The sequence below is a fragment of the Acinetobacter sp. YH12049 genome, assembly GCF_013419875.1.
GTDB lineage: Bacteria > Pseudomonadota > Gammaproteobacteria > Pseudomonadales > Moraxellaceae > Acinetobacter > Acinetobacter amyesii.
Genome location: NZ_VOZH01000002.1, coordinates 136268 through 162439, shown reverse-complemented (window position 1 = coordinate 162439; position 26172 = coordinate 136268). Strand labels below are relative to the sequence as shown.

Annotated in this window: 30 protein-coding genes and 1 pseudogene; 16 read left to right on the top strand and 15 right to left on the bottom strand. The window is 39.5% G+C overall.

Annotated features, from left to right (window positions below; translation table 11 throughout):
• A partial coding sequence (tnpA, locus tag FTU05_RS01680; RefSeq protein WP_218953190.1) for an IS200/IS605 family transposase occupies nt 1–364 on the top strand: 364 nt, incomplete at its 5' end.
• A gap of 65 nt (nt 365–429) precedes the next feature.
• Here tnpA and FTU05_RS01675 read toward each other — a convergent pair.
• Nucleotides 430–747: pseudogene (locus tag FTU05_RS01675) on the bottom strand (YceI family protein); the annotation flags it as partial.
• Nucleotides 748–1033: 286 nt separating this feature from the next.
• Between FTU05_RS01675 and FTU05_RS17815 the strand changes: the two are divergent.
• A complete protein-coding gene (locus FTU05_RS17815) occupies nt 1034–1549 on the top strand; it encodes a nuclear transport factor 2 family protein (protein WP_257230071.1) in 516 nt (171 codons plus the stop codon).
• A gap of 65 nt (nt 1550–1614) precedes the next feature.
• Here FTU05_RS17815 and FTU05_RS01665 read toward each other — a convergent pair whose 3' ends face one another.
• From FTU05_RS01665 to FTU05_RS01650, 4 genes are all read right to left on the bottom strand, one after another.
• The gene (locus FTU05_RS01665; RefSeq protein WP_373685249.1) at nt 1615–2058 is read right to left on the bottom strand and encodes a GNAT family N-acetyltransferase; all 444 of its coding nucleotides are present in this window, start codon (nt 2056–2058) and stop codon (nt 1615–1617) included.
• A 187-nt stretch (nt 2059–2245) separates the two neighbouring features.
• Nucleotides 2246–2461: a hypothetical protein gene (locus tag FTU05_RS01660; RefSeq protein ID WP_078188774.1), complete on the bottom strand. Its 216-nt coding sequence runs from the start codon at nt 2459–2461 to the stop codon at nt 2246–2248.
• A 183-nt stretch (nt 2462–2644) separates the two neighbouring features.
• A complete protein-coding gene (tkt, locus tag FTU05_RS01655; protein ID WP_180164028.1) occupies nt 2645–4633 on the bottom strand; it encodes a transketolase in 1989 nt (662 codons plus the stop codon).
• Nucleotides 4634–5096: 463 nt separating this feature from the next.
• Entirely contained in the window at nt 5097–5522 is a 426-nt protein-coding gene (locus FTU05_RS01650; protein WP_180003834.1) for a pilin, read from the bottom strand.
• Nucleotides 5523–5966: 444 nt separating this feature from the next.
• On the opposite strand from FTU05_RS01650, the gene metK reads away from it, so the two are divergent.
• The 5 genes from metK (at nt 5967) to FTU05_RS01625 (ending at nt 10433) form a co-directional block, all read left to right on the top strand.
• Nucleotides 5967–7133, top strand: a complete 1167-nt coding sequence (gene metK / locus FTU05_RS01645; protein ID WP_078188779.1) for a methionine adenosyltransferase — start codon at nt 5967–5969, stop codon at nt 7131–7133.
• Between the two features lie 169 nt (nt 7134–7302).
• Nucleotides 7303–7743: an SMI1/KNR4 family protein gene (locus FTU05_RS01640; RefSeq protein WP_180164026.1), complete on the top strand. Its 441-nt coding sequence runs from the start codon at nt 7303–7305 to the stop codon at nt 7741–7743.
• Nucleotides 7744–7894: 151 nt separating this feature from the next.
• Nucleotides 7895–8239: a hypothetical protein gene (locus tag FTU05_RS01635; protein WP_078193577.1), complete on the top strand. Its 345-nt coding sequence runs from the start codon at nt 7895–7897 to the stop codon at nt 8237–8239.
• A 145-nt stretch (nt 8240–8384) separates the two neighbouring features.
• A complete protein-coding gene (locus tag FTU05_RS01630) occupies nt 8385–9086 on the top strand; it encodes a VIT family protein (protein ID WP_168377647.1) in 702 nt (233 codons plus the stop codon).
• Between the two features lie 135 nt (nt 9087–9221).
• Nucleotides 9222–10433, top strand: coding sequence for a YeeE/YedE family protein (locus FTU05_RS01625; protein WP_180164024.1), 1212 nt, complete (start codon nt 9222–9224; stop codon nt 10431–10433).
• A gap of 39 nt (nt 10434–10472) precedes the next feature.
• Here FTU05_RS01625 and FTU05_RS01620 read toward each other — a convergent pair whose 3' ends face one another.
• The 3 genes from FTU05_RS01620 to FTU05_RS01610 all read right to left on the bottom strand — a co-directional run bounded on the left by FTU05_RS01620 (nt 10473) and on the right by FTU05_RS01610 (nt 13108).
• On the bottom strand, nt 10473–10994 hold the full coding sequence (locus FTU05_RS01620) for a hypothetical protein (protein WP_180022261.1): 522 nt from the start codon (nt 10992–10994) through the stop codon (nt 10473–10475).
• A 65-nt stretch (nt 10995–11059) separates the two neighbouring features.
• Complete coding sequence (locus FTU05_RS01615) at nt 11060–11839, bottom strand: TIGR03915 family putative DNA repair protein (RefSeq protein WP_180022262.1); 780 nt, start codon at nt 11837–11839, stop codon at nt 11060–11062.
• Between the two features lie 9 nt (nt 11840–11848).
• Nucleotides 11849–13108: a putative DNA modification/repair radical SAM protein gene (locus FTU05_RS01610; RefSeq protein ID WP_180164022.1), complete on the bottom strand. Its 1260-nt coding sequence runs from the start codon at nt 13106–13108 to the stop codon at nt 11849–11851.
• Nucleotides 13109–13322: 214 nt separating this feature from the next.
• On the opposite strand from FTU05_RS01610, the gene FTU05_RS01605 reads away from it, so the two are divergent.
• Complete coding sequence (locus tag FTU05_RS01605) at nt 13323–14366, top strand: nitronate monooxygenase family protein (protein WP_180106202.1); 1044 nt, start codon at nt 13323–13325, stop codon at nt 14364–14366.
• A 220-nt stretch (nt 14367–14586) separates the two neighbouring features.
• Here the strand turns inward: FTU05_RS01605 and dusB are convergent, their stop codons facing one another.
• On the bottom strand, nt 14587–15591 hold the full coding sequence (gene dusB, locus FTU05_RS01600; RefSeq protein ID WP_373685250.1) for a tRNA dihydrouridine synthase DusB: 1005 nt from the start codon (nt 15589–15591) through the stop codon (nt 14587–14589).
• 475 nt (nt 15592–16066) lie between these two features.
• On the opposite strand from dusB, the gene FTU05_RS01595 reads away from it, so the two are divergent.
• Nucleotides 16067–16441, top strand: coding sequence for a hypothetical protein (locus FTU05_RS01595; RefSeq protein ID WP_180134792.1), 375 nt, complete (start codon nt 16067–16069; stop codon nt 16439–16441).
• Between the two features lie 314 nt (nt 16442–16755).
• Nucleotides 16756–16926 carry a hypothetical protein gene (locus FTU05_RS01590; RefSeq protein ID WP_180164018.1) on the top strand — a complete coding sequence of 57 codons (171 nt, stop codon included), beginning with the start codon at nt 16756–16758 and terminating at the stop codon, nt 16924–16926.
• Between the two features lie 91 nt (nt 16927–17017).
• Here the strand turns inward: FTU05_RS01590 and FTU05_RS01585 are convergent, their stop codons facing one another.
• Together FTU05_RS01585 and FTU05_RS01580 are read right to left on the bottom strand one after the other, a co-directional pair.
• Nucleotides 17018–17185, bottom strand: a complete 168-nt coding sequence (locus FTU05_RS01585) for an acyl-CoA thioesterase (RefSeq protein ID WP_373683444.1) — start codon at nt 17183–17185, stop codon at nt 17018–17020.
• Between the two features lie 161 nt (nt 17186–17346).
• Entirely contained in the window at nt 17347–17529 is a 183-nt protein-coding gene (locus tag FTU05_RS01580) for a hypothetical protein (RefSeq protein WP_168377709.1), read from the bottom strand.
• A gap of 275 nt (nt 17530–17804) precedes the next feature.
• Between FTU05_RS01580 and FTU05_RS01575 the strand changes: the two genes are divergently transcribed.
• The 3 genes from FTU05_RS01575 to FTU05_RS01565 all read left to right on the top strand — a co-directional run bounded on the left by FTU05_RS01575 (nt 17805) and on the right by FTU05_RS01565 (nt 19986).
• Nucleotides 17805–19010: a DUF1615 domain-containing protein gene (locus tag FTU05_RS01575; protein WP_180003816.1), complete on the top strand. Its 1206-nt coding sequence runs from the start codon at nt 17805–17807 to the stop codon at nt 19008–19010.
• The gene (locus FTU05_RS01570) at nt 18977–19606 is read left to right on the top strand and encodes an HAD-IB family hydrolase (RefSeq protein ID WP_180111069.1); all 630 of its coding nucleotides are present in this window, start codon (nt 18977–18979) and stop codon (nt 19604–19606) included. Before FTU05_RS01575 ends, FTU05_RS01570 begins: the two co-directional genes overlap by 34 nt.
• A 176-nt stretch (nt 19607–19782) precedes the next feature.
• Nucleotides 19783–19986: a hypothetical protein gene (locus FTU05_RS01565; RefSeq protein WP_078188800.1), complete on the top strand. Its 204-nt coding sequence runs from the start codon at nt 19783–19785 to the stop codon at nt 19984–19986.
• Between the two features lie 86 nt (nt 19987–20072).
• Here the strand turns inward: FTU05_RS01565 and FTU05_RS01560 are convergent, their stop codons facing one another.
• Entirely contained in the window at nt 20073–21167 is a 1095-nt protein-coding gene (locus tag FTU05_RS01560; protein WP_180040084.1) for an acyl-CoA desaturase, read from the bottom strand.
• A gap of 12 nt (nt 21168–21179) precedes the next feature.
• Nucleotides 21180–22247, bottom strand: a complete 1068-nt coding sequence (locus FTU05_RS01555) for a ferredoxin reductase (protein ID WP_180164016.1) — start codon at nt 22245–22247, stop codon at nt 21180–21182.
• 144 nt (nt 22248–22391) lie between these two features.
• On the opposite strand from FTU05_RS01555, the gene fabR reads away from it, so the two are divergent.
• Nucleotides 22392–23090, top strand: a complete 699-nt coding sequence (gene fabR, locus FTU05_RS01550) for an HTH-type transcriptional repressor FabR (RefSeq protein WP_078188804.1) — start codon at nt 22392–22394, stop codon at nt 23088–23090.
• Between the two features lie 64 nt (nt 23091–23154).
• Here fabR and FTU05_RS01545 read toward each other — a convergent pair whose 3' ends face one another.
• A complete protein-coding gene (locus FTU05_RS01545; protein ID WP_168377713.1) occupies nt 23155–23952 on the bottom strand; it encodes an alpha/beta fold hydrolase in 798 nt (265 codons plus the stop codon).
• 106 nt (nt 23953–24058) lie between these two features.
• Nucleotides 24059–24322 (bottom strand): PAAR domain-containing protein, encoded by a 264-nt coding sequence (locus FTU05_RS01540; RefSeq protein WP_168377714.1) that lies wholly within the window; start codon nt 24320–24322, stop codon nt 24059–24061.
• Nucleotides 24323–24887: 565 nt separating this feature from the next.
• Between FTU05_RS01540 and FTU05_RS01535 the strand changes: the two genes are divergently transcribed.
• The gene (locus FTU05_RS01535; protein ID WP_180164014.1) at nt 24888–25163 is read left to right on the top strand and encodes a hypothetical protein; all 276 of its coding nucleotides are present in this window, start codon (nt 24888–24890) and stop codon (nt 25161–25163) included.
• Between the two features lie 90 nt (nt 25164–25253).
• Nucleotides 25254–26123, top strand: a complete 870-nt coding sequence (locus FTU05_RS01530) for an IS982 family transposase (protein WP_180164034.1) — start codon at nt 25254–25256, stop codon at nt 26121–26123.
• Nucleotides 26124–26172 lie beyond the last annotated feature (49 nt).

The following is a 26172-nucleotide window of genomic DNA, read 5'->3' as shown; positions in this document are numbered from 1 at the left end:
ATATCATTTAGTGTTGGTAACAAAATATCGCAAGAAATGCCTTTCAAATGAGATGATCAATCGGCTTGAAGAAATTGTAAAAAAGAACTGTGCTGATTGGGAGATTGACTTGATTGAGTTCAATGGTGAAGCTGATCATATTCACTTATTGTTAGATATGCACCCGAATATCATGCCAAGTAAATTCATCAATAATCTAAAAACTGTATCAAGCAGACTGATACGCAAGGAGTTCGGTGAAGAACTAAAACCTTATTATTGGAAACCTGTGCTTTGGACGAGGGCATACTGTCTACTTACAACAGGTGGAGCGACAATTGATGTAATTCGAGAATACATCCAAAACCAAGAAAGACCCGACTGAAAAGGCGTGCTATCCATCTCCATCTAAATCACAGATTATAGATGGAGAATTCCGCACATTTAGTTAAACGTGATATTTGGATATTTTTCAGCATCAAAGAAATCAGCTGTTTTTAAATGATCATCTAATGCTTTGACATTGGTATTTAAGCTCGATAATGGAATCGTCACATTCACAGACGAATTTGCAGGTTTTGCATTATCGACATTAATTGTCCCTTGAATGTCACTAAAGTTTGCAGAAGGCGTTGAGAAACCAAAATGATTCCACGTAAATACTGTTGCTGTATGAGTAGGATCAATTTGATAGGCAACAGGTTTTGCCATAGAAATTGTTGTAACTGATGCTACCGCCAAACCGATTGTTAATGCTTTAAAGTTCATGTTTTTATCTCACTTTCGAATACCATTAAGTCTATAGATTTTTAGCCGTATTACAGCTTTAAAGATAAAACGTTTTGTTGCATGTTTAGAACGATAGTTTTGTAAAATCTGTAGCAGCATCCACAACTACTCTCAATTATTAAATTTCCCATATATTTCAAATAATTAATTTAGGCTATGAGCTATTTATCCTAAATTTAGGAAACATCAACCCATCTGAGTCGTAGGTTTTCAATACAAATCCACTTAAGATTTTTAGACATCATAAAAATCTGAGTACCGAAAAATGACAGAACAATCGCTGGCTATTGAAAAAGCCTTAAACACTAAAACACCCAAAGATGTGGTTTTGGCATTTCTTATGAATACTTCAAAAGAACTCATTGAAAATGCAACTCAGCTACTGGTAGCCGAAGACGCAGCATATGTTTCCCTTAACTTTAGCAACCCAGAACTGAAACAAATTGAGCCATGGGCTGGGTCTGGCACAGGCAGAGCCATCTATATATATACCTTTTCCAATGTCGGCACTTACTGGAATATCGATGACTTTCAAATCACGGATATGATCGCTGAAGATGAAACCGTAGCTGTATTTGGTCAATTCACCTACACCTCAGTGTATGCTAAAAATACATTTACCTCGCCTTTTTCAATCAAAGCCAAAGTTCAAAATGGTTTAATCAGCTATTTCCAATTTATGGAAGATACCTATGCCTCAGCATCATCTTTCCGCGTAGGCGGAGAATGGATCATTCAGCAAGATGCAGACTCAGCTAAAAACTTTAAAGTTTCAGCTTAATACTTAGATGCAGCAGCTCTTCACGCAAGAGCTGCTGTTGATTTGGAATGGCCTTTTACATTGACTTAATGACAGCGATATTGGATAAACCCAGTTTTTCTCGCGATTTGATCATACAGCTTTTGTGCTGTTTCATTGTCCTGATGCGTAAGCCAATACACACGGTCACACTGCCGCTGATCACAATATTCTTTCACTTTCGCGATCAGCGCCTTGCCAATACCCTGCCCGCGATATTCTTCAAGCGTATATAAATCTTGCAAATAGGCATAAGGCTGCAATGTCCAGCAGCTCTCATGTTCAATGACATGCACGATCCCAACCACTTGATGTTCAATTACGGCTCCAAAGCCATACATATGTTCGCACTCAGCAGCATGTAACCTTTGCCATGTTCGCTCGGTCACTGCATCCGCCACCTGACTTTTATAAAATTCTAAATACAGCTCCCAGAGCGGCTGCCATTGGCTTTTTGAAATTTCAGTTAAATTTTTAATTTGTATTTGCACGTTCAATGTCTTTTTTAAATGATCACTGGATTTTTATAACTGAAATAAAGCTTTTTGTGTTGAAAACACTGTATTTTATGCGCTCTTTTTAAACATGATGAGTCTTGAAAGAACGTTTTCTTATCTGTTTTATAAATACAATAGACAAATAAAAAGCCCGAAGATTCGGACTTTTTTACCATTCAGCTTATAGCTTTTCAACCAAGATCCGATCTACCTGCTTTAAACCTGTATGCTTTTCATGGTTCTTACGGCGAATCTTAATCACTTTGTCTTCTTGCAAATCTTGCAACATCAATTCTACTGCAACCATGGCTTCAAGCTCTAAGTCCGTGCCAATCCATTTCTGTTCACCAGCATCCATCAGTACAATTTCATCATTTATCTGATCGTAAAGGCTCATCGTTTCCTCACTTGGGGCAACATTGCACCCGTGGCTGAATACTGCATGAATGAATTAATTTTAAACCAATGCTTTAATTCATTCGTTACAAATCGTTATTTCACAATTAAAAAATATATTTAATCTCTGCAATAAAAAACGCCCCTTCTCTGGGGCGTCTTTTTTACTGTTAATCTTTATAGATTAAGCGGTAATTTCTTTCACTGCAGCAACAACAGCATCAGCTGTGATACCGAAGTGTTGGTACAAGTCTTTTGCTGGAGCAGATTCACCGTAAGTCGTCATACCGATTACACGGCCATCAAGACCTACAAATTTCCACCAGTAGTCCACATGCGCAGCTTCAACAGCAACACGCGCACGGATCGCAGCAGGAAGAACCGCTTCACGGTAAGCAGCGTCTTGTTTTACGAATTCTTCAGCACATGGCATAGAAACAACACGTACGCCTTCAAGCTGTGCGTAAGCATCCATTGCCAATGAAACTTCTGAACCAGTCGCAATGATGATTGCTTTCAATTCGCCTTTTTCTTTTGCAAGTACATAACCGCCTTTCGCAACGTCAGCAATTTGATCTGCTGTACGAGTTTGGAATGGCAAGTTTTGACGAGAGAAGATTAATGCTGTAGGGCCTTCTGAACGAAGCAGCGCAGATTTCCAAGAAATAGACGCTTCTACAGTGTCACATGGACGCCAAGTGTTCAGATTTGGTGTAACACGTAAAGATGCAATTTGCTCTACAGGTTGGTGTGTAGGACCATCTTCACCTAGACCAATTGAGTCATGGGTATACACATGAATCACACGCTGTTTCATCAATGCAGACATACGTACTGCATTACGCGCATATTCCATGAACATTAAGAATGTTGCTACATAAGGAACGAAACCGCCATGAAGTGCAACACCGTTAGCAATCGCAGTCATACCGAATTCACGTACGCCGTAATGAACGTAGTTACCCGCTGGGTTAGATTCAACGCCTTCTGCGCCTTTCCATAAAGTCAGGTTAGAGCCTGCAAGGTCAGCAGAACCACCTAGAATTTCTGGAAGCTGTGGTGCAAATGCTTGAATGGCATTTTGGCTAGCTTTACGAGTAGCGATTGTTTCAGCTTTAGCATTTACTTCAGCAATATAAGCATCCGCTTTTGCTGCGAAGTCAGCAGGAAGGTCACCAGAAAGACGACGTTTGAGTTCAGCTGCTTCTGCTGGATATTTAGCAGCATAAGCAGCAAATGTGTCGTTCCAAGCAGATTCAGAAGCAGTACCTTTTGCTTTTGCATCCCAAGCTGCATAAACATCAGCAGGAATTTCAAATGGACCTTCTGTCCAGCCCAAAGCTTCACGAGTTAAAGCGATTTCATCATTACCAAGCGGCGCACCGTGGCAATCTTCTTTACCTTGTTTGTTTGGTGAACCTAAACCAATAATGGTTTTACAGATAATTAAGGTTGGTTTCGCAGTTTCAGCTTTTGCTTCAACAGTTGCCGCACGGATTGCATCTGCATCATGACCGTCAACTTTAAGCACTTGCCAACCGTATGCCAAGAAACGCTGTTCTGTGTCGTCAGAGAACCAACCTTCTACTTCACCATCAATCGAGATGCCGTTGTCATCGTAGTAAACAACTAATTTACCCAGACCCAAAGTACCAGCCAATGAACATGCTTCGTGAGAAACACCTTCCATTAAGCAGCCATCACCTAAGAAACAGTAAGTGTTGTGATCTACAACTGTGATGTCTTCTTTGTTGAATTGAGCCGCTAAAGTTTTTTCAGCAAGTGCAAAACCTACAGCGTTTGCAATACCTTGACCCAATGGACCAGTCGTTGTTTCGATACCCGGTGCATAGCCCAATTCTGGGTGACCTGGAGTTTTAGAATGCAATTGACGGAAAGATTTTAAATCTTCAATAGACAGGTCATAACCTGTTAAGTGCAATAACGCATATTGCAACATAGAGCCATGGCCGTTTGACAATACGAAACGGTCACGGTTTGCCCATTGTGGGTTTGCAGGGTTGTGGTTGAGGAATTCACGCCATACCACATCAGCAATATCTGCCATCCCCATTGGAGCACCTGGATGTCCTGAATTTGCTTTTTGCACAGCATCCATTGCCAATACACGAATTGCGTTTGCAATACGACGTTCGTTAAGCGGGGTTGTCATAGGTCAGAGTCCAAACAAATGGTTTAAAAGAGTAAGATGAATAAGAATTCAAAGATGCGCATATTGTCTTAAAAAAAGCGGAATGGGTAAAGCCTCAGGGGCAAATTTTCGCTAATTATTCCTGCACCACCTGTATTTTGGGCGCTTATTGCTCAATTTCAAGCCTATGCATGTCGTTTATTTTGTATACAGTGACGCTTTTATATGGCGAATCAATGACAGCGCAATGCATATTTAGAGTTTAGTGGCGAAAGCAAACGCTTCGTAATTGATAAAAGTCCAATACATCGAATGGAAATTGTGAATATAAATAGCAGCCAAAGCCGATCCAAATAAATGACCATTAGAAATATGAAATATAATCAATAAAGAAACTTATGAATGTTTGTGAAACTCTAAGAGCATACACATCCCTGTGAAATCAGCACTGATCCAATATCTTCGAGACCCTAAATACAGAACTTTAGATACCACGACATGTAGCAGGTAAATTTCGCTGCGAAATATCATCAGATTGACAATTCCAAGCACCATTTAAACCATCTGGAATACTAAAATAGATCTGCTTTGAGCGAAGAGCAAAATTGACATCTGTTGATTTAAAGGTAAAAACCACTGAACACGTTCCTGCCACATCAGTAATTTCACTACTCGCAATATACTTGGTACTGATACTTTCATTCAACGCTGTATTCAAATCTACACAGCTTTGCTCCACTGAATAATTTTCAATCAGTTTTAATTTATAGGGTGAAATCATTGTTAATACTTCAGCCACTTGCGCCCGAGCGACATAGCCATTGTAAGATACAGTAGCAATTGCAGCCAAAATACCGATGATTGCCACCACGATCATAATTTCAATGAGTGTAAAACCAGACTGTTTCATTACGTTTCCCCATTCAACGTAATGACAAATAGGCAATTTGCGTACCAAGTCTCAAAAGCCCGCACTTATTGTGTTTTATTTTTCAAATTAAACGAATAATTGTCGTTTACAGTCACATTCTGGCAGTTCATGACATTCATTATTGATAAATCTCAGGATATTGATTTGATTTTTTCTAATAATTGATTCACTTAAAAAGCCAATTTAGGCATTTTAACGCCTAATCACATTGTTACTCGTACCAAAGCCCAATATCTCTGTTTTATCTCATCATAAAAATTTAAATTGAGAAATCCATAGCTCATATCAATTTTTTAGATGCCTATATCAATTAAAAAGTCATTGAAATGAATTAATTTCATCCAATTTGGTCATGTTGAGCTAGTCCTAAACGCTTTCTCGATGTAACATATTGCGTCTTTAAATTTAACTGTGATAGGACTTATGCGCGAGTACGCTGTATTTACCTCGGAATCTGTAAGCGAAGGCCATCCGGATAAAATGGCTGACCAAATCAGTGATGCTATTTTGGATGCAATCTTAAAAGAAGACCCATATGCACGGGTTGCTTGTGAAACGCTTGTAAAAACGGGTGCGGTTGTACTTGCCGGTGAAATCACAACAACTGCAAATGTTGACTTTGAAGCGATTGTTCGTAATACCGTAAATGGTATCGGATATCATCATTCAGATCTTGGCTTTGATGGCTCAACTTGTGCCGTGATCAACATGATCGGTAAACAATCACCTGAAATTGCTCAAGGTGTAGACCGTCAAAAACCTGAAGATCAAGGTGCAGGCGACCAAGGTTTAATGTTTGGATATGCAAGCCGTGAAACTGATGTGCTTATGCCAGCACCTATTTCATATGCGCATCGCTTAATGGAAAAACAAGCTGAACTACGTAAACAAGGCAAACTTGCTTGGTTACGTCCTGATGCAAAAAGCCAAGTAACATTTGCTTATGAAAACGGCATGCCAGTTCGTTTAGACGCAGTTGTACTTTCGACTCAGCACGATCCAAAAATTACTCAAGCTCAATTGAAAGAAGCGGTAATTGAAGAAATCGTGAAAAAAGTGATTCCTGCTGAAATGTTCCATGCAGACACTAAATTCCACATCAACCCAACAGGTATGTTCGTGATTGGCGGCCCTGTAGGCGACTGTGGTTTAACAGGCCGTAAAATCATTGTAGATACTTACGGTGGTATGGCTCGTCACGGTGGTGGTGCGTTCTCTGGTAAAGATCCATCAAAAGTGGACCGTTCTGCTGCTTATGCAGGCCGTTATGTTGCTAAAAACATTGTGGCTGCTGGTCTAGCTGACAAATGTGAAATTCAAGTGTCATATGCGATTGGTGTTGCAGAACCAACATCTATCTCGATCAACACATTCAATACTGCAAAAGTATCTGAAGATTTGATTATTGCACTTGTACGTGAACACTTTGACTTACGTCCATACGGTATTACTCGTATGTTGAACTTGATCCAACCGATGTACCAACAAACTGCTGCGTATGGTCACTTCGGTCGTGAAGGTTCTGATACCGCATTCACATGGGAAAAAACTGACAAAGTGGAAGCGCTTAAAGCATCTGCTGGTCTTTAATCTTAATAGATTAATTTCTCAAAAAAGCCTGCATTGATTGCAGGCTTTTTTATGGCCCGTATGTCCATAACTAAAACATCTAGGATAAAAATAACGAGTGTAAAAAATATTGACTAAAATTTACGCCTAGCTTATTCATAAAACACCAAAATAATTTAAGAACAACATCATGCCCTTTCCATTAGACTTAAAATTTATTACTGCAACTGAAGAACAATTAGGATTTAAGTTTCCAGAAAAATATAAAGCCAAAATGCAAATTGAAAATGGTGGCGAATTCGGCATTAGCTTTTCTAGCGCGGATGAATTTAAAGATGGTGATGACATCGAAGCATGGTGGCTTTTTCCCTTCCAAGACACCAGCGATGTGAAAAGAATAAAACGTACAACCAATCATCTAGCCGCAGAACATCAAACTATAAGTGAAATTGAAGACTTCCCTGAAAACAGCATTGCTATTGCGCATAACGGCGATGGCGATTATTTATTGCTGCATACGATAGACGATACACAATTGGGGGAAGAAATATATTTATGGCGCCATGAAGACAGTGAATTTATCTATCTACTTGTTAACTCAATTGAAGAATTATTTACTCAAAACCCTTAACGCCATAAGCAGATATAAAGCCTTTCAAACTACAAAATAAGCTGGATAAAATTACACTAAATCAACAATTTTTGATCGATTTTTGAATATTTTTTCAGCTAATATAAATTCAGCCCATGCTACGGGCATAACAAAAAAAGGAAAGATCAAAATGAATAAATTACTTGTTGCTTTAGGTTTGGCTGCAACTGTTGCACTTGTTGGCTGTAATAAAGACAAAGCGCCAGAAACAGGTGCAACAACTGGTGAACACTTAGAAAACGCTGCTGACCAAGCAGGCCATGACATCGCTGATGCAACTTCAGATGCGGCAACTGCGACAGCGACTGCTGTTGATAATGCTGCAACTGCAACTGCGACAGCAGCCGAAAATGCGGCAGAAAATGCTGAAGCTGCTGCACACAATGCCAAAGAAGCAGCTAAAGACGCAACTGCTGCAACAGCAGGTGCTGTTGAACAAGGTGCAGCTGACGTGAAAGAAAAAGCGCAGCAATAAGCATTTTATAAAAAAGCACCTTCGGGTGCTTTTTTTACATCTGTATTTTATTCAACTTACTGTTTCAATCTATTTTTAACTTGAAATTTAACTGATGTCAGGTCAATCTTATGACGTCATATATATAACAAATTTAGAGAAAAGAATGTCTTATTCACATCATACCGAAAAACATTTTATGGAACGTACTGGTTGGCTACGTGCATCTGTACTCGGTGCAAATGATGGCATTATTTCCGTCACCAGTTTAATTATGGGCATGGCCGCAAGTGGTGCTTCTAGCCATACCTTACTCATTACCTGTATTGCAGGACTCATCTCTGGTGCAACCTCTATGGCTGCGGGCGAATATATCTCTGTGAAATCTCAAGAAGACGTCGAAAAAGCAGATCTTCACATGGAGCATAAAGAATTACAACGTAACCCAGAAATGGAGCTTAAAGAGCTGACTCAAATTTATGTAAATCGTGGGTTAGAGCCAACCCTAGCCCATGAAGTTGCAGTCCAATTGACGGCCCATGATGCACTAGAAGCCCATGCGCGAGATGAAATTGGAATCCATGACAATACCGCAGCAAAACCCGTTCAAGCAGCACTCTCATCGGCTTTAGCATTTTCAATTGGTGCACTATTTCCGATGGTTGCGATTTTGATCAGTGCTAACATGCATATTGAAAAAACCGTTATGGCCGTTGGCGTGATTTCCCTAGCACTCCTCGGTGCCTTAGCCAGTTATGCAGCAGGCACTTCTATGTTGAAAGGCAGTCTACGTGTTGCGCTTTGGGGCATTGCAGCCATGCTTTTTTCTAGTTGGATTGGTTCTTTATTTAATGTAAATCCAGTTTAACGCTCGCTTTATCAGTTTTTCATATATGTTAAATCATTTATACGCAGCAATGATTGTGTGATTTTTCAACAATATTCATTTTTACAATATATAAAAACCGTAAAATAGAGCTACATTTTTTAAGCTTTTTTCTCCATGTCTGTAATTGCTGCGCCAGCCAATCGATCCAATGTATCGATTTGGGTGGCTTTTGTTTTATTAATTTTAGGCACCCTTGGTGCTTATCTGGTTGTGGGCGTTAACCAAGCATTGCTATTTTTAATTGGTGGTGCTTTGGGTATGACGCTTTATCATGCTTCTTTTGGTTTTACCTCGAGTTGGCGTGTCTTTATTAAAGAGCGTCGTGGTCGTGGCTTGCGTGCACAAATGATCATGTTGGCTTTAGCTGTATTACTTTTTTTCCCTGCCTTAGGTGCGGGTGAATTATTTGGCAACCCAGTCAAAGGTAACGTTAATCCTGTTTCAATGTCCGTGATGATCGGTGCCTTTATTTTTGGTATTGGTATGCAACTTGGCGGCGGCTGTGCATCAGGCACCCTGTACACTGTGGGCGCAGGTAGTGCACGTATGATTGTAACGTTGATCTTTTTCTGTACAGGTTCACTGATTGCAACTTCACATATTCAATGGTGGTTTGACCTTCCCCACTTTGAGCCGATTTCTTTAGTCAAAAGCTTTGGTGTAGTTCCTGCACTGGCATTAAACTTTGTAGTTTTTGCAATCATTGCAGCAGCAACAGTTTACTTTGAAAAGAAACGCCATGGTCAGCTTGAAGTTGAGCCGCAAGCTAACCAACACGGCTGGAAACGCTTTCTACGTGGTCCATGGCCATTGGTTTGGGGCGGAATTATCCTGACTTTACTGAACTTTGCCACACTCGCACTTGCAGGCCGTCCTTGGGGCGTGACCTCTGCCTTAGCCGTTTGGGCAGCAAAATCAGCAAGTATCATGGGGATCGATGTTGCATCTTGGGCATATTGGCAGCAACCTGCGAATGCCAAAGCACTGACCGAATCATTATGGTTTGATATCACGTCGATGATGAATTTCGGCATCATGCTCGGTGCATTACTCGCAGCGAGCCTAGCAGGCAAATTTGCACCGAACTTTAATATCCCAAAACGCTCACTGCTAGCGGCGGTTATCGGTGGTTTGATGTTAGGTTATGGCGCACGTTTAGCATACGGCTGTAACATTGGAGCGTATTTCAGCGGTATTGCTTCAGGTAGTTTGCATGGCTGGTTATGGTTAGTATTTGCCTTCATTGGGAACGGTATCGGCGTCAAATTACGCCCAATCTTCTTCCCTGGCGAACGTCCACAACCTGAAAAATTAACAGGCTGTTAATTTCTGTAAATAAAAAGCCCCTCAAATGAGGGGCTTTTTTTAATCTGCTAGTGCAGCTTTTAGATTACAACCATATTGCATGGTTTCTTGTGCATGCTTGTATGTGGTATAGCGGTTGATAATAAAATCATAAAATTGGTCTGTATTCGCAAATACCTGACTCAAATCTTCGTTTGCGGCATTTGGCAGTTTAACGTCTTTCACCAAGGCTAAGTTCACATGTCCGAGATGATACATTTCAGAAAAATAATGATTCATTACTTCGCAATAGGCAATTTTGGAGCTTTTTAAAGCGGTATTGGCAACAAAATGCTGATTTAAAGTTTTTAAGTTCTGAACATCTAAAGCGGATTGATCTGAAAAAGCCATACTTTCTACTTTTTTTAGTTGGCTAAAATCAGCTGCTAGAGTCTGATTTAATTGTTCAAAGCGTTGTTGTAATCCCGCTGTATCGGCAACTTGATAACTTTGCGGATTGAATGTTTTCTTTTCTTGTTCATTTGCAGAACACGCCGTGAGCGTCATTGCCGTCAGAACGGTTGTAACAAGAAATAATTTCATCAAAGTCTCACTTAAACAATCAAAAGCTCGATCATTATGCCCGAAAACAACTAGATGATTCGCACCTAAATCGCTTTTTCATTCAGATAACGCCAATAACGACGTGGCACATACTGCACATGTAATTTCATATTACGTCGGGCTTCAATATTGACACTTCTAAAATAATCTTTCCAAAGCTGATCATATAAAACTTCCTCATCATCCAGTTCGATATTGAAAGATTGACTATGGCCTGACTGTATTTGCCCATCTATGGTTGTGGCATCCATATCCGCTTGATGCACCTGCTGTAGATCATAGTAAATGCCGTAGCTGCGTTTTTCATCGTAAATCAACCAACGTTGATCTTGATAGCGTGATTTGAAATGCCGTTCGATCAAAGGCAATACATTAAAGTCAGGTGAGACTAAACTGATAAACAAGCCATCCTGACATTTTTTAAAACGCACAAAAGCTTCCATTCGGTGCTTTTCACGCCCCACTTGCTTCGCCCACTGACTCATCCCTAATACATCAGCATGACCATAGTTTTTAGACACATCACGCTGTTGCTGGAACGCATAAATCGCAAAATTAAAACAATGTTGAAAAGCCTGCTGCTGCTCGGATAAAAACGCATAATAAAACTGCTTCAAAGCACTTTCAGATGCTTTAAGCTTTAATCCTTGCCATACCCGCTGTGCTTGTTCATCGTGACTAGCCACATCAATGACTTCGGCGAAAAGACCTGCCTGCACTTGCCCATCTGTACAAATCTGAATGTCAAATTGCTTAAATTGAAAGGCCCGAAAAACACAACTTAACAATCCTGTCATCGTGCCATCAAAGACATAAATACTCACGACTGTATCCTAAAAACCTAAGTTCAATTGTGGAGAAATTTGCTGCGTATATTTCGACTGGCCACTTTGCAAGATCTGCTGACGTATTTGATGTGGCTGTTGATCTCGAATAAATTTTGGAGAATCTTCACAGCGTATAAAATGTTGTGCTCTGTTGTAGGAAATACCCATACGTTTTAATTGGTCGATATGGATTTTCCCAAAACGTCGTGCTTGAACAATTTTTTGAGCAGAACGTACACCAATACCCGGCACACGTAAGATCATTTGATATTCAGCACGATTGATATCCACGGGAAATTGCTCGGGATGACGCAGTGCCCACGCTAATTTAGGGTCAATATCCAATTCTAAATTTGGATGCTCTTCATCGACCAATTCCGTCGCTTCAAACCCATAAAAACGCATCAACCAATCACTTTGATACAGCCGATTTTCTCGTAATAAAGGTGGCGCAGACCCCACAGCTGGCAGCGCACGCTCCTCTTCATTAATTGGAATATAACCCGAGTAATACACACGCTTGAGCTTAAACTCTTTGTAATGACGGTCTGCCATCAGTATGACATCACGGTCAGACTCTTGATGTGCGCCCACCACCATTTGCGTCGTTTGTCCTGCGGGTACAAATTTAGGAACTGTGCGTATTATTTTTCGTTCATCTTTGAATTGAATCAAACGATCTCGCACGATACCTAAGTCTTTTTGGACTTCAACATGACTTTTTTCAGGTGCAAATTTTTTTAAACCATCTTCTGTCGGCATTTCCAAATTAATGCTCATACGGTCGACATATAAACCTGCTTCGGTAATGATTTCCTGAGATGCCCCCGGAATGGTCTTCAGATGAATATAACCATTAAAATTTTCTTCTAAACGCAGTTTTTTTACCACCTGCAACATACGTTCCATGGTGTAATCCGCCGATTTAAAAATCCCCGAACTTAAAAATAGCCCCTCAATATAGTTCCGACGATTAAAATTCATAGTCAAATCGACCACTTCCTGTACCGTAAATGCTGCGCGCTTTACGTCGTTACTTCGACGGGACACACAATATGCGCAGTCAAAAATACAGACATTGGAAAATAGAATTTTTAATAACGAAACGCAGCGACCATCTTCAGTATAGCTATGGCAAATACCGTTTCCAGTATTACCCAGACCTTTGTCTTTATTTTGGCGCTTACTACCACTCGAAGAACATGAGACATCATATTTGGCAGCATCGGCTAAAATTTGCAGTTTTTCACGGATACGTTCAGACATGGGAGAATTATAAAATTTAAAGTGAACACAGCATTATTTTAAAAGGATCCACCTCAAAAGTCGGGTCATACATCATTACTACGACACGAGGTGTCGCTTAATTTCAAGTACAACTTTCGTTTAAGAATAAGACCATTTTGATAAGAAATAACGAATATTATTTGCTTAATTTCACTCGCTTGGGCAAAGTATTTAGAGTGATTGGAGTATGCACATGACTTTATTAGAAAACCTTGGCATCAAACACCCTATATTTCTTGCCCCAATGGCAGGTGTTTCTACACCTGAACTTGCTGCAGAAGTGTCAAATCAAGGTGGACTTGGTTCACTGGGTTTAGGTGCAAGCAGTGTTGAGAATGCACGTCAACAAATATTACAAACTCAAGAACTCACTGAACAACCTTTTCAGGTCAATTTTTTTTGTCATGACACAGTAGAACTCGATGAACAAGTTGCTGCCAAATGGATCATGCAATTTAAATCACGCTTTGCTCAATATAATGCAGAAGCTCCAGAAGCACTGAACTGTATTTATCCAAGCTTTAAAGATAATGACCATTTTCTAAACCTCTTACTGGAAACGCGCCCCAAAGCGGTGAGTTTTCATTTTGGCATTCCGCACCCACATCAAATTCAGGCCTTAAAACAAGCGGGTATTTTGACTCTAGTTTCTGCAACCAATTTAGCAGAAGCTAAACTGATTGAAGCTGCGGGTATTGATATCGTGATTGCTCAAGGTATTGAAGCTGGTGGTCACCGTGGCATTTTCAATGAAAACTTCGATAGCAGCGTTAAAACTCGTGACTTAGTTCAGCTCTTGAAACGCCATATTCAATGCCCCGTTGTTGCAGCTGGTGGCATTATGAATGGACATCAGGCCTATCAAATTATGGAGTTGGGTGCAGATGCTGTTCAACTGGGCACTGCTTTTGTGCAATGCAAAACATCAAATGCAAATGAGGCTTATCGCAAAGCACTATTTGATGCGCCCATCACGCAGATTACATCAAGTATTTCAGGCCGGCCTGCACGTGGCATTATCAATAACTGGCACACAGATATTGATACGCCGACTCGCCCAACCGTTCCGGCTTACCCATATAGCTATGATTTAGGCAAACAATTACATGCAGCAGCCAGCAAGCATGGCGTACATGAATATGGTGCATTTTGGGCAGGAACTAATGTCTCTCAAATACGTGAATTGGAAGCACCCGACTTGATCAATCAATTGGTTTTAGAAATGCGCTTTAACTAAGACCTCGCTCAACGCATCATTTAAACATGAATGCCTACAAAAAAGCCCTCAACATTGAGGGCTTTTTATCTGCAATTTAGGCTGTCATCGATGTGCAATTTAAATACTTGCTTCGGATCATTTGAATCAAGTTAGTTAAATCTATTTCAAATAAATCCAGCTAATTTTAATCGACCTACTTTGTATCACATTGCACAGATCCATTTCGATTGGCTTTAAGTTATTTGGTTTCAAGCAAATTGACCTGATCAACTTGAACATCACTCATGATCTGACCATGCTCAAGTAAGTGATTAAAATAGTTCTCGACGACTTTATATTGATCTGCTGTAGATTCAACTTTATACATATTTTGGCGGAACTCATTACTAGAGCGTAAACCCTTGGTGTACCAAGCAATATGTTTGCGTGAAATTCGACAACCTGAATATTCGCCATAAAAACCATATAATTCAGACAAATGTCCGAGCAATACGTCACGAACTTCCATAATACTTGGCGCAGCCATATGCTCACCTGTCGTCAGGTAATGTCCAATTTCACGGAATATCCATGGGCGACCTTGAGCTGCACGACCAATCATGACTGCATCAGCACCGGTATAATCCAGTACATATTTGGCTTTTTCAGGTGTATCAATATCACCATTGGCAATCACAGGAATATTGATCAACGATTTCACATCTTTAATTAAGCTATAACGCGCCGTATTCAGATACATATCTTCACGTGTACGACCATGAAGTGCCAATGCAGCAATGCCAGCTTCTTCGGCACGTTTCGCAACGCGCATAATGTTTTCATGACCATTGAGATAGCCCAAACGGGTTTTTAAGGTCACGGGCACATCAACTGCATCAACCACAGCATCTAAAATGCGAGCCACTAAGTCTTCATCTTTGAGCAGCGCTGAACCTGCTAACTTATTACAGACTTTCTTCGCCGGACATCCCATATTAATGTCGACAATTTGCGCACCATTTGCCACTTGATAGCGAGCGGCTTCAGCCAGTTCAGCTGGATCTGACCCTGCAATTTGGGCAGAAATAGGCGCTATTTCACCATCAAAATTGGCACGATAAAGACTCTTTTTACTCATGCGTAGTGTCTTATCTGCCGTCATCATTTCACTGACCGCATGACCTGCACCAAAGTATTTGCAAAGTGTACGAAATGGGCGATCTGTAACCCCTGCCATAGGTGCCACCCACAGTTTTCTCTCGATGGGACGATCGAATAATTCTTGAATGACAGGATGTTGACTCAATGTTTTAACCTCTAGCTATATTTAGCAAATGATGCCCGAACCGCATTCGAAATCTTCGAAGCCACATTCAACAATGCTAAATTCAAATCTATGTTCGCAAAATCTGTTGAGCGTAAAAACGTTTCAAGGCAATGATTATGCAATTGAATGATGACAATGAACATCAACATCGTTCAACGCTTAAATTGAGGAATTTGAAGCTTCGGAATTGGACGGCAAATTTGCAATGCGATAGTTTAGTAATTCCAAACAAAAATTTCTACGCTTTTGCTTAAGAGTCGTTAAAACTTACTCATCATCCATATAGCTTACGCACTATCAATTCAACATCAGACTTTCTGCGTATCTGCCTGCACAGGTGTTACTATAGAGGGTAATGCTAAAATCATTGAAAACTTAAACCCTATAAATTCACATCAGTGAGTTGAACTTTATGAAAAAATTGAAAATTTTCTCTTTTATATTTTTCGCTACTTTTCTGACTGCCTGCCAACAACCGAATGACGAGGTGGCTGCAGCTGAAAGCCAAAACGCTGATTTAACAACGGAACAAGCGACTCAACAATTTGAGCAGTCAGATGCGCAAATCAGTCAATACCTTGATGTTTTAGATGCTCCAAGTACATCGATCAAGGAAAAAACCCAAGTCTTATGTCATGACTACCCTCATGAATATAAAACTAACTACATGCCTGCCATGCTCAAACTCGCAGCCCAAGACTATACTCAAGATAAAATGTTGAATGATTTGAAGATTGCACAGGACTATTACAAAGAAAAACTCAAAATTGAATGCCCTGCTGAATAATCTCCCTTTCATCATGGCGTCACAATTGTGCGATAAATTGTTATTAAGCGAAAAGTGTGTAAGTTTCGCTGTAATAACAATGTAAAATACACTTCCCGATTTATTCGGGTTTTTCTTTTTAAAGCCTTTCAAATATTAAACGACATTTGAATGACACATATTATTTTGTAATGGATTTCAAACTATTGATTTAATATGATAATTTTTCGCATGTGTTCACAATCTAGACACATAACAACTCATTTTAATTACACTTTTATCATGATTAATACATTAAGTTGTTTTTTCCAAAAAAATAGACTGAAAATTGAATCATGAAAACTTTAAACAAAGTACTTTTCGCTACACTTATCTCTGCTGCTGCTGCAACTACATTTGCTGCTGAAGAACAAAAAGTTGAAGCTGCTGCATCTGAAGTTCAAACAACTGAAGTTGCTCAAGATGCAACTGAAGCGGCTCCTGCTTCTGAAGCTGTTGCAAAATAATTGAGCAAAAATTTAAAAGCCCACAGATTGTGGGTTTTTAAATTCACAGACATTTTAGATCTGTCGCAGCTTTCAATGAATTTGATTTCAATTATTTAAAATATAAACGTTGAATTTGACGTGCCCGCCGGTTTAAACCCAATACTTTTTTTCTTTGTAAAATGTCTTCTTCACTAAATCCCAAGTGCTGGATTAATTCAGACATAGCTAAATCTGCATGTTCGATCAACACGGCATCTTGTTCAGTTGACCAAATCACGTTTGATACCTTTAATTTGTGCTGGCGTTTTAAATTTCTCATTTGCACAGTATAAAATACTTTAGACACATCAACAAAAAGCCCACCCGATGTGAGCTTTTTGCACAGACTGAGTATTCATCATCTATTGGATTGAAATATAGATTTACTGAACGATGATGTTAAAGATTTTCATCCTTCGTGATCATCACTGAGGTTAAAATTGGAACGGCAAAACAAGGTAGTAAGAGTAAGATCCAATATTCCACCATCGGTTTAGCCACAACAAAGTTAATAATGATTGCCCCCAATACCATAACTAACGCAATCAAACCCAAGAAACGACTGAAAAATTTAGCTGGCATAATAATTCCCTTAAAAAATTATGGATTTCAGCTAGTATATACCTTCATTTTTATAATCTGTTGAAAATGATATTGGAATATTCATCTATTTAGCTCAAAAAGCATTCTTTTTCCAATCATCCTGACAGAACTGCTTGTTTTTACACGCGTAGATCTCCATAAATAGATTGACAGTCCCCTATGAGGCATATACATATTTATTCATTACTTATGTATTTTGCATAGTATACTGCTCTTGCTTTGTCGCCCCCATATGGCTGAGTTTATTGGAAAATATGAACAAAACTTTTTCGACCACATTATGCTTTAAATCCCTTTCTGTACTGGCTTTATCCATTGGCTTGGCTGCCTGTGGTAATGGTTCATGGTGGAGCAAAGATGAACCCACTATGGAAGCAGAACAGATTAAAAAAGCCATTCCACCTCGCGTGAATGAACGTCTTTCATGGGCCAATGATATCTATGACATTAGTGATCAGCTCGGTATTCCGACCACGAAAGAAAATGTCTGTACGATTGTTGCTGTGGTCGATCAAGAGTCCAATTTTGTTGCTGACCCACATGTGCCGGGACTCGGTGAAAAAGCCGTTAAAGAAGTTCAAGATCGTCTTGAAGAAAAGTTTAAAGATAAATTGGGTGATGGCATCGGTGGTACAGTCGCTGGCTATTTCCAAGATGTGTTAAAAAATCAGCCAAGTCCAGAAGATAACTATTTGAGCCAAATGCGCCGTGTTCAAACTGAACGTGAACTAGACGAACTATATCGTGAAATTTTTGACTATATGTCTAAACATTATCACGTGAGTGCATTAACAGGCGCAGCGAAACTGGTTGGACAAGATATTGGTGAAAAGCTCAACCCAATTACCACTTTGGGTTCGATGCAAGTCCATATAGGCTATGCCAAAGACCACAAACGCCAAGGTGGAAATATTGCTGCACTGCGTACAGACATGTATAGCCAATATGGCGGTTTGTATTATGGCATCCACCGTTTAATGATGTATCCAGCTGAATATGACAAACCAATTTATCGTTTTGCAGATTATAACTCGGGTCGTTATTCGAGTCGTAATGCGGCATTCCAAAGCATGTTAAATGACTTAACCCCTGCTGAGCTCGGCTTAGATGGTGACCTCTTGCTTTATAATAAAGATGGTTCTCCACGTTCAGCAAAAAGCCAGTCTGAAACCGCGCTGATTGCCGTTTTTGCAGAAAACAATGTGATCGCGACGCCACGTCAAATTCGTTCAGATCTTAAAAAAGAAAAAGATCAGGACTTTGAAGATACTTTGACGTATAAAGCGGTCAAAAAGTTGTACCAAGAAAAGACTGGTAAAGAACCGTTTTATGCAATGATGCCTGAAGTCGTAATTTCGGGGCCGAAATTAAGCCGTGATTACAATACCAATTGGTTTGCCACACGAGTCGATGGACGTTATCAAACATGCATGCGCCGCATCAAAAATCTAAAACTCTAGCCTTATTTGATTTTGACGGTACCCTGTGTAACAAAGACAGTTTTACAGGGTTCATCTTCTATTCTCTGCCTAAACGGCATATCGTGCGCCAAGGGATTAAAATTCTCCCTTGGATTCAAGGCTATTATCTCAAGCTATATCCTGCACATGCAATGCGTCCTCGCCTATATGCCGCAATGTTTAGCCAAGCCAACCATGAGCAGGTTTTAAATCAAGCAGCGCAATATGCTGAACATTTGATGGCAGAACTCAATCCTTCACTGTATGAACAATTACAGCAACACCAAATACGCGGTCATGAGGTCGTATTGGTTTCTGCCTCAGTCGATTTATATCTTAAACCTGTGGCTGAAAAGCTCGGGGTCAAACTGATCTGCACTGAAACTGCAACCAATAACCAAATGCTGACTGGTTTGTATCAAACCTTAGACTGTAGTGGTGAGCAAAAGAAAATTCGAGTTTTGGAGCAATTTAACCTTCAAGACTATGAGCAGGTATATGCCTATGGAAATAGCGATGAAGACCTCGCTATGTTTGAATTGGCCACCCACCATTTCATGAATGGACAGGATAAGTGCCTACCTGAACTCGACTAAAGTCGAGTGATTTAGTTTGGTTTATTAATCAAAGTTAACAATCACAAACTTAAATTTAAGTCGCTCTAATATATGATTAAATTTTGAAAATTCTGCTTTTATTTTGACTTTATAGTGTGCTATTTTTCTCATTAATTAGAAATAATGCGGTCAAATATTAAAAGCGGGAAAAGAATATGAATCAATTCAATCCACCGAAATATGTCAAAGGCCTCCATATTAAATTTGGCGAAAATCCATTTGTTCTCCTTGCTCAATTTGCCTTCTCAGCCACTCGCCAGATGTGGACGAAAGAAGAAATTGAATTGGTCATTCGTATGGCTAAAAAAGGAAATTATATGAATTTGATTAAGATCCTCAAATTACATATCAAAAAGTAAAATAGATATTTCCCCCAAAGTTAATATGAAAAAAGCCATGTAAATGCATGGCTTTTTTTGATTCAGCAACTCAAGCCTAGCTTTTATTACTTTTTAAATGGAAACGCATATTTCACAATACGTTTGATAACACTGCCGTACTGTTTCACCAAGCTTGCGTTATTATAGTTCAAACCATATTTTTCACATACCGCCTGTACTTTTGGCGCCATTTTACGATAACGACGCGCAGGAACATCTGGGTATAAATGGTGTTCGATCTGATGGCTTAAATGCCCTGTCAAAATATGAAATGCTTCTGAACCGGTAAGGTTTGAAGAACCACGAATTTGACGCATGTACCAATGTCCACGGCTTTCATTTTCAAGTACTTTTTTCGGGAAAACTTCAACATCTTTGGTAAAGTGACCACAAAAAATAATACTAAACGTCCAAATATTACGAAGACCATTCGCCACTAGGTTCCCTGTAAGCACCGGTAATGCTGCAGGCCCTGCAATAAGCGGGAAGAACACATAGTCTTTAAATAATTGCTTGCCGATTTTGGCTTGCATTGGTTTCCATTCTTCTTTAGTTTGCTGTTTTGTTTTACGACCTTTGAAGTATTTACCCAATTCAAGGTTTTGAATGGCAACACCCCATTGGAACAATAAGCAAAATGGAATGCTATAAATCGGTTGTAATAAATAGCCCGGCTTCCAACGCTGTTCTGGGAACAAACGAACGAGACCATAACCAATGTCATCATCCATACCTTTAATGTTGGTATAGGTATGATGTTTAAAATTATGTGTTTGGCGCCAGTTATCTGCTGTCCCTACGATATCCCATTCGTAGGTCTGACCATTGAATTTAGGGTCATTCATCCAGTCATATTGACCGTGCATGACATTATGACCCAATTCCATGTTTTCCATGATTTTGGCAAAACCTAAAAGACCTGTGCCTAAAATCCACGCTGGTGGGAACCAACCTGCAAACAATAAAGCACGACCCGCCATAGATGAATAACGAACTGTCGAATACACACGGCGAATGTATTTCGCGTCTTTTTCACCTAAGTCATCTAAAACTTCTTGCTTAATCGCATCAAGCTCACGCGCAAGTTCGTCTAATTGCGATTGGGTTAACTCACGGTTTTTGGGATTTTTAAAATATTCAATTTTTACAGGCATGTTCATATTTTTTCTACCTTATAAATCAATAACAAGATCTGACTGTGCTGAGTTCACACAAATTTTGAGTAAATTACCCGGCTCTGTATTTTGGCTACCATTGACCATATTTTTAGTCGAACCTTCTACTTTGTTGCAGGCACATTTATTACAAATGCCCATACGGCAACCGTGATTTGGTTTGATATTTTGCTGCTCAAGACTGGCTAGAATTGATTGGCCTTTTGGGATACTGACGGTTTTATTGGATTGTGTAAGCGTGACATTCACAAAGCCAATATCATCCGTTGCGATTGGGCTCATGCTAAATGCTTCACTCATAAAGCACTGTGCATGATCAAATAACGCTTCGGCCTGAGTGACGAAACCCGATGGACCACATGCAAACACAGTACTGTGCTCAATGTCGTCAATTTGAGCAGCGTGAGCGGCATTTAATCGTGGATCGGCAACATCTTCTTGGGTAAAGAAAATTTGAAATTTAAAGTTTGGATATTGATTTGCCAAAGCTTCGAAGCGTAATTTGAATGCGGCATCATCGTGATACTTAACCCAGTACATTAACTGAATTGGTTGCTCCGCAATTTGCTTGGTTTTGCTCATCGCTTTCAATAAACTCAACATAGGCGTAATACCACTACCCGCAGCCAATAGTAGCAACGGTGTAGAATTTGACACCAAGGACATATCACCAAAAGGCTGACCAAATTCTAAGATATCACCCACTTGCGCTTGTTCTACGAGCCAAGTACTCACAATACCCGTATTCACTTTTTTTACACTAAGCAATACGTGTTGATCATCTAACTGAGTCAAACTATAAGTACGTTCGTAACGGATACCATTTACGCGAGCAAAAACAGGATGATGCTGACCAGCTTTACCCATTTTAAATAAACGGTTCACCTGTATGGTTAGGCTGACCATCTCATTTGCTGCATTTTCTTTTTGTACAATTTTGCCGAGTGCCTGATTACCAGACCATAACGGATTAAATTTCTGCAACCAGAAATTCACCGCATTGACGTCTATAACACTGTCTTTGATTGCGTTTAAAGGCTTTTTCGCTTTTTCGAGTACATGCATAATCAAATACAACTCATGGGAGGTTTTTAATTATTATACACATGTATATATATTTGTATATACGCTTGTACATTTAATCGACATTTTCACAAAAGCTATTAGCAGACGCTATAATATGTTAATGTTTTTAATCTATTAAAAAATATGACTCAGTCTGCACAGACGAATATGGTTAACATGTACCAGGAAGATTTACATTCTGAAGCTGAAACTCCACTTACAGTTCGCACTGTAGGTCGTAAAGCAACAATTACCAAGGAAGAACTGTTTCAGGCAGCGCTTAATTTAATTGGTCCACAAAAAAGTATTTCATCACTGAGTTTGCGTGAAGTTGCACGTGAAGCTGGCATTGCTCCAAATAGTTTCTATCGTCATTTCAAAGATATTGATGAATTAGCCATTGAGTTGATTGATCGAGCTGGCGGTGTGTTACGTCAAATTTTGCATGAAGCACGCCTTCAGGCATCACGCCAAAGCAGTATTATTCGTAGTTCAGTTGAAGTATTTATTCAGCAGCTAGATGCCGATGAAGGCAACTTAAGCCTGTTGCTTCGTGAAGGCTATACTGGTTCGCATTCCTATAAAAATGCTGTTGAGCGTCAACTTAACTATTTCCAACAAGAATTAAGAGAAGATTTAATCGTCCTAGAACGTTTAAATCAGAGCAAGTTGGCTCACCCTGACATCGTGGCACGTGGTATTACCCAATTGGTGTTTAACATGGGTGCGAAAGTCATTGATCTACCGACAGAACAACGCAAAGAAGTTGCCGAACAAACCATGATTATGATTCGCATGATTTTGGAAGGTGCTCGCCATTTAGACGAAGCACAGATTCGCTAAAAATTAACGGTCAGAAAAAAAGGAGACGTTCAGGTCTCCTTTTTTATGAGCAAAATATATTTTTCTAATGCTGTAAGTACTGCATGACGTGTAGCGCTGTCTGTTTCGGCTGCTCAAGTGGAAACATGTGCCCACCTTCAACTACACTATAATCTATACCATAGGTTTTCTTCATTCCGTCAGGTAAACCTTGTTTATAAAAATGGCTGTTATCTGCGGTGATAAGGTGTACAGGCATTTGAGGGGCTTTTCGTGGAGTACGCCACCACCATGCAGGCACTGTACGGAAAATTTGCGCTTCCACGGCTTTTGGAATGCTGAGGGTCACGCCACCGCGTTTTTCATCAGCTTGAATGCCTTGTGCAAAGTAATCTTCAAAACACTGCGCATCAAAACTTTTAAATAAACGATTATTCCGTAGTGCCGTATATGCTTCATCCAAATTTGACCAATGGTCATTGCGCTTCAGCGTAATTGCTGCAGGGGTAATTTTATCGACAGCTTTGAGCTTTAATTTTTGCATACCTTCAAAGATGGCAGACTTAGGACCGATTACGAAAGGTGGATCCATAATAATCAGTTGTGAAAACAAATCTGGACGTTTATAAGCCGCCATCAGGGTGACTAAAGAGCCAAAAGAATGCCCAAGCCCAATCACTTTTTGTTTTGGAAATTGGTGCTCGATATCTGCTATGACTTGATCGACCAAATATCGCCAATCTTTAGTGATCGGATAGCGCTCATCCATACCAATAAGCGGAATCACCTTCACATCAAATTGCGGTGCAAAGTAGGATAAAAACTTTCGATAACTTGCAGCAGGAATACCATTGGCATGGGTAAAATGGATCGCGCTTTTCATCTAAAACTCATCCAATCAACTGATGATGCCACATCATAAAGAGATCAATACGATTTAAACAGGACTCAATAAGTTTATCTAGATGACCTCAAAGTCAGTTTGCAGATTATTTTTGTGAACCGACCATTGATTGATTCGGTAAAAATGTTGCGCCACAACTGGTTTTATCTCCAGCAACCACAACACCTCGCCCCTTTACCGTTGTACTTTGATCTGCCGCGATCGCAGCCACAGTCGAATTACATTTCGGGCAATAATGTTTCATGCCGTTTAAATGCACCGCAATACCATTAATCACAAATGAAGGTTCACATTCTGAAACCACACCACCGTGTGACGTTTTACTACCTAAGGTAATTAAGGATTTCATATTTTTATTTTCTTCTAACGAACTGCTGAAATTTGAAGCATTTTAACGGAACTACCCACAACTCGCTAGCATCGACGTATAAATTTAACCAAGCCAAAACTTTACTTAACTAAAGCATCAAAACACGACATTAAGACAGTTCGTGATCAATCATTTGAATATGATGCTATCTCTGTATGTCAGAATACATTTAATCATTTCACCTTCATAATTCAATTGACATCAATCACGACAGCTTATGTCGCGATGCCGATTCTTTTACTAATCAAAGCATGTATATTGGGTATCGCAATGAGCATGAAGCGTAGCACCCTATTTTACAATTTCAGTATTTAACTGAGCTTCGAATCAGAAAATGGCGCTTTTCTACGCCATGATTAACTTTAGAACGTTCATAGACTGAACACATTATCCAAAACCATTTTTAGAAAATTTTAGATTCGAAACGTAGCACCATTTCATTTTATAGCGCAGATAAATAAAGCATAACCATTCTATTTTCAGGAGGTTTTATGATTTTAATAAATGACTTTGATTTAACCCAACCGCAAACCCAGAGCTCATCGTGGCGGAAAGCAAAGAGGCTGATTTAGTCTTACGTTTATTACCTGAAATACATGCTTATTGTGGTGCCATTGCCTTAAAACAGCCGCTATGCATTGACATCAACTTTGATTTACTTACTGCTCATTATGCAACACGCAGCCAAGCAGACCGATGTACGATCCAAATTCAGTTAGCAAAAAATCATCCGGACTTTACCAAGCTCGAAGCCATATTTTATATGTTGGATGAACTAGAAGATTTTGATCAAGCTGTAGAATTACTGAAAAATAGTTAACTCGAATCGCGGATAAGAAATTGACTTGAAAAATAAGAGGACTAGAGCCATCAGTTGAGTTACCACACCAAACTTACAACTCTAGTCCTGATGTTCAATAGTACCGAATTATTCTGCCTAATTGATGATTTCTTTCTTAAATTTGAAGAAACTTATTGGAAGTTTCTCAAGCAAAGTTCCCAATCTCTAAGAGTTAGAACTGCTCAGCTAACAATCTCAGAAATCTGCTTTATTGCTATTTGGTACAAATGTTCTTATTTCAATAATTTTAAAGCCTTTTTCACATGGCTAAAGGCGGATAAAAGCTATTTATTTAAGTACTTGCCTTGCTACCAACGCATGATTCATCTAATCAACCGGCATGAATTAGCTCTCCATGCCCTACATGTAGCTTTGATGAAAGCTCAAGATAAACAATATTTATGGATTGACTCAACAACACTACCAGTTTGTAAGAATCAACGTATCCAACGCCATAAATCATTAGCCCAAATCGCATCTCGTGGTAAAAGCTCAATGGGTTGGTTTTATGGTTGTAAACTACATATCGCTATGAACCGACATGGGGAAATTGCTTGTTCTGCTTTATCGAATGGACATGTTGCTGACATAAAAATGGTTGAGCAATTGGTTGAGGGTCTAGAAGGAAAGCTTTATGGGGATCGAGGCTACATCAGCCAAGAATTAAAAAGTAGATTACAAGATCAAGGTATAGATTTGATTACTTATCATCGGAAAAATATGCAGGCTATTCAACTCTGTGCATCAGATGAATATCACCTAAGACAACGAAATAAGATAGAAACATTATTCAGTTTACTGAAAGGGCAATATAATTTAGTGACGAGTAAAGCACGCAGTATTCATGGATTTTTGAGTGGAATTTATGCTTCATTGTGTGCATATCAACTTATACATTCAAATAAGCCAACAATTCAAATTATGAAATCACTGGCTTAAGCAGGATTCGGGTTAGTTACTTTTTTTATGCCGATGTCGACAATTTAGA

What these genes read in the sequence shown, in the direction of transcription:
- FTU05_RS17815 (WP_257230071.1), top strand. Translation starts at nt 1,034, where the DNA reads ATGACAGAACAATCGCTGGCTATTGAAAAAGCCTTAAACACTAAAACA.
- FTU05_RS01660 (WP_078188774.1), bottom strand. Translation starts at nt 2,461, where the DNA reads ATGAGCCTTTACGATCAGATAAATGATGAAATTGTACTGATGGATGCT.
- tkt (WP_180164028.1), bottom strand. Translation starts at nt 4,633, where the DNA reads ATGACAACCCCGCTTAACGAACGTCGTATTGCAAACGCAATTCGTGTA.
- FTU05_RS01650 (WP_180003834.1), bottom strand. Translation starts at nt 5,522, where the DNA reads ATGAAACAGTCTGGTTTTACACTCATTGAAATTATGATCGTGGTGGCA.
- metK (WP_078188779.1), top strand. Translation starts at nt 5,967, where the DNA reads ATGCGCGAGTACGCTGTATTTACCTCGGAATCTGTAAGCGAAGGCCAT.
- FTU05_RS01640 (WP_180164026.1), top strand. Translation starts at nt 7,303, where the DNA reads ATGCCCTTTCCATTAGACTTAAAATTTATTACTGCAACTGAAGAACAA.
- FTU05_RS01635 (WP_078193577.1), top strand. Translation starts at nt 7,895, where the DNA reads ATGAATAAATTACTTGTTGCTTTAGGTTTGGCTGCAACTGTTGCACTT.
- FTU05_RS01630 (WP_168377647.1), top strand. Translation starts at nt 8,385, where the DNA reads ATGTCTTATTCACATCATACCGAAAAACATTTTATGGAACGTACTGGT.
- FTU05_RS01625 (WP_180164024.1), top strand. Translation starts at nt 9,222, where the DNA reads ATGTCTGTAATTGCTGCGCCAGCCAATCGATCCAATGTATCGATTTGG.
- FTU05_RS01620 (WP_180022261.1), bottom strand. Translation starts at nt 10,994, where the DNA reads ATGAAATTATTTCTTGTTACAACCGTTCTGACGGCAATGACGCTCACG.
- FTU05_RS01610 (WP_180164022.1), bottom strand. Translation starts at nt 13,108, where the DNA reads ATGTCTGAACGTATCCGTGAAAAACTGCAAATTTTAGCCGATGCTGCC.
- FTU05_RS01605 (WP_180106202.1), top strand. Translation starts at nt 13,323, where the DNA reads ATGACTTTATTAGAAAACCTTGGCATCAAACACCCTATATTTCTTGCC.
- FTU05_RS01595 (WP_180134792.1), top strand. Translation starts at nt 16,067, where the DNA reads ATGAAAAAATTGAAAATTTTCTCTTTTATATTTTTCGCTACTTTTCTG.
- FTU05_RS01590 (WP_180164018.1), top strand. Translation starts at nt 16,756, where the DNA reads ATGAAAACTTTAAACAAAGTACTTTTCGCTACACTTATCTCTGCTGCT.
- FTU05_RS01580 (WP_168377709.1), bottom strand. Translation starts at nt 17,529, where the DNA reads ATGCCAGCTAAATTTTTCAGTCGTTTCTTGGGTTTGATTGCGTTAGTT.
- FTU05_RS01575 (WP_180003816.1), top strand. Translation starts at nt 17,805, where the DNA reads ATGAACAAAACTTTTTCGACCACATTATGCTTTAAATCCCTTTCTGTA.
- FTU05_RS01570 (WP_180111069.1), top strand. Translation starts at nt 18,977, where the DNA reads ATGCATGCGCCGCATCAAAAATCTAAAACTCTAGCCTTATTTGATTTT.
- FTU05_RS01565 (WP_078188800.1), top strand. Translation starts at nt 19,783, where the DNA reads ATGAATCAATTCAATCCACCGAAATATGTCAAAGGCCTCCATATTAAA.
- FTU05_RS01560 (WP_180040084.1), bottom strand. Translation starts at nt 21,167, where the DNA reads ATGAACATGCCTGTAAAAATTGAATATTTTAAAAATCCCAAAAACCGT.
- FTU05_RS01555 (WP_180164016.1), bottom strand. Translation starts at nt 22,247, where the DNA reads ATGCATGTACTCGAAAAAGCGAAAAAGCCTTTAAACGCAATCAAAGAC.
- fabR (WP_078188804.1), top strand. Translation starts at nt 22,392, where the DNA reads ATGACTCAGTCTGCACAGACGAATATGGTTAACATGTACCAGGAAGAT.
- FTU05_RS01545 (WP_168377713.1), bottom strand. Translation starts at nt 23,952, where the DNA reads ATGAAAAGCGCGATCCATTTTACCCATGCCAATGGTATTCCTGCTGCA.
- FTU05_RS01540 (WP_168377714.1), bottom strand. Translation starts at nt 24,322, where the DNA reads ATGAAATCCTTAATTACCTTAGGTAGTAAAACGTCACACGGTGGTGTG.
- FTU05_RS01530 (WP_180164034.1), top strand. Translation starts at nt 25,254, where the DNA reads ATGTTCAATAGTACCGAATTATTCTGCCTAATTGATGATTTCTTTCTT.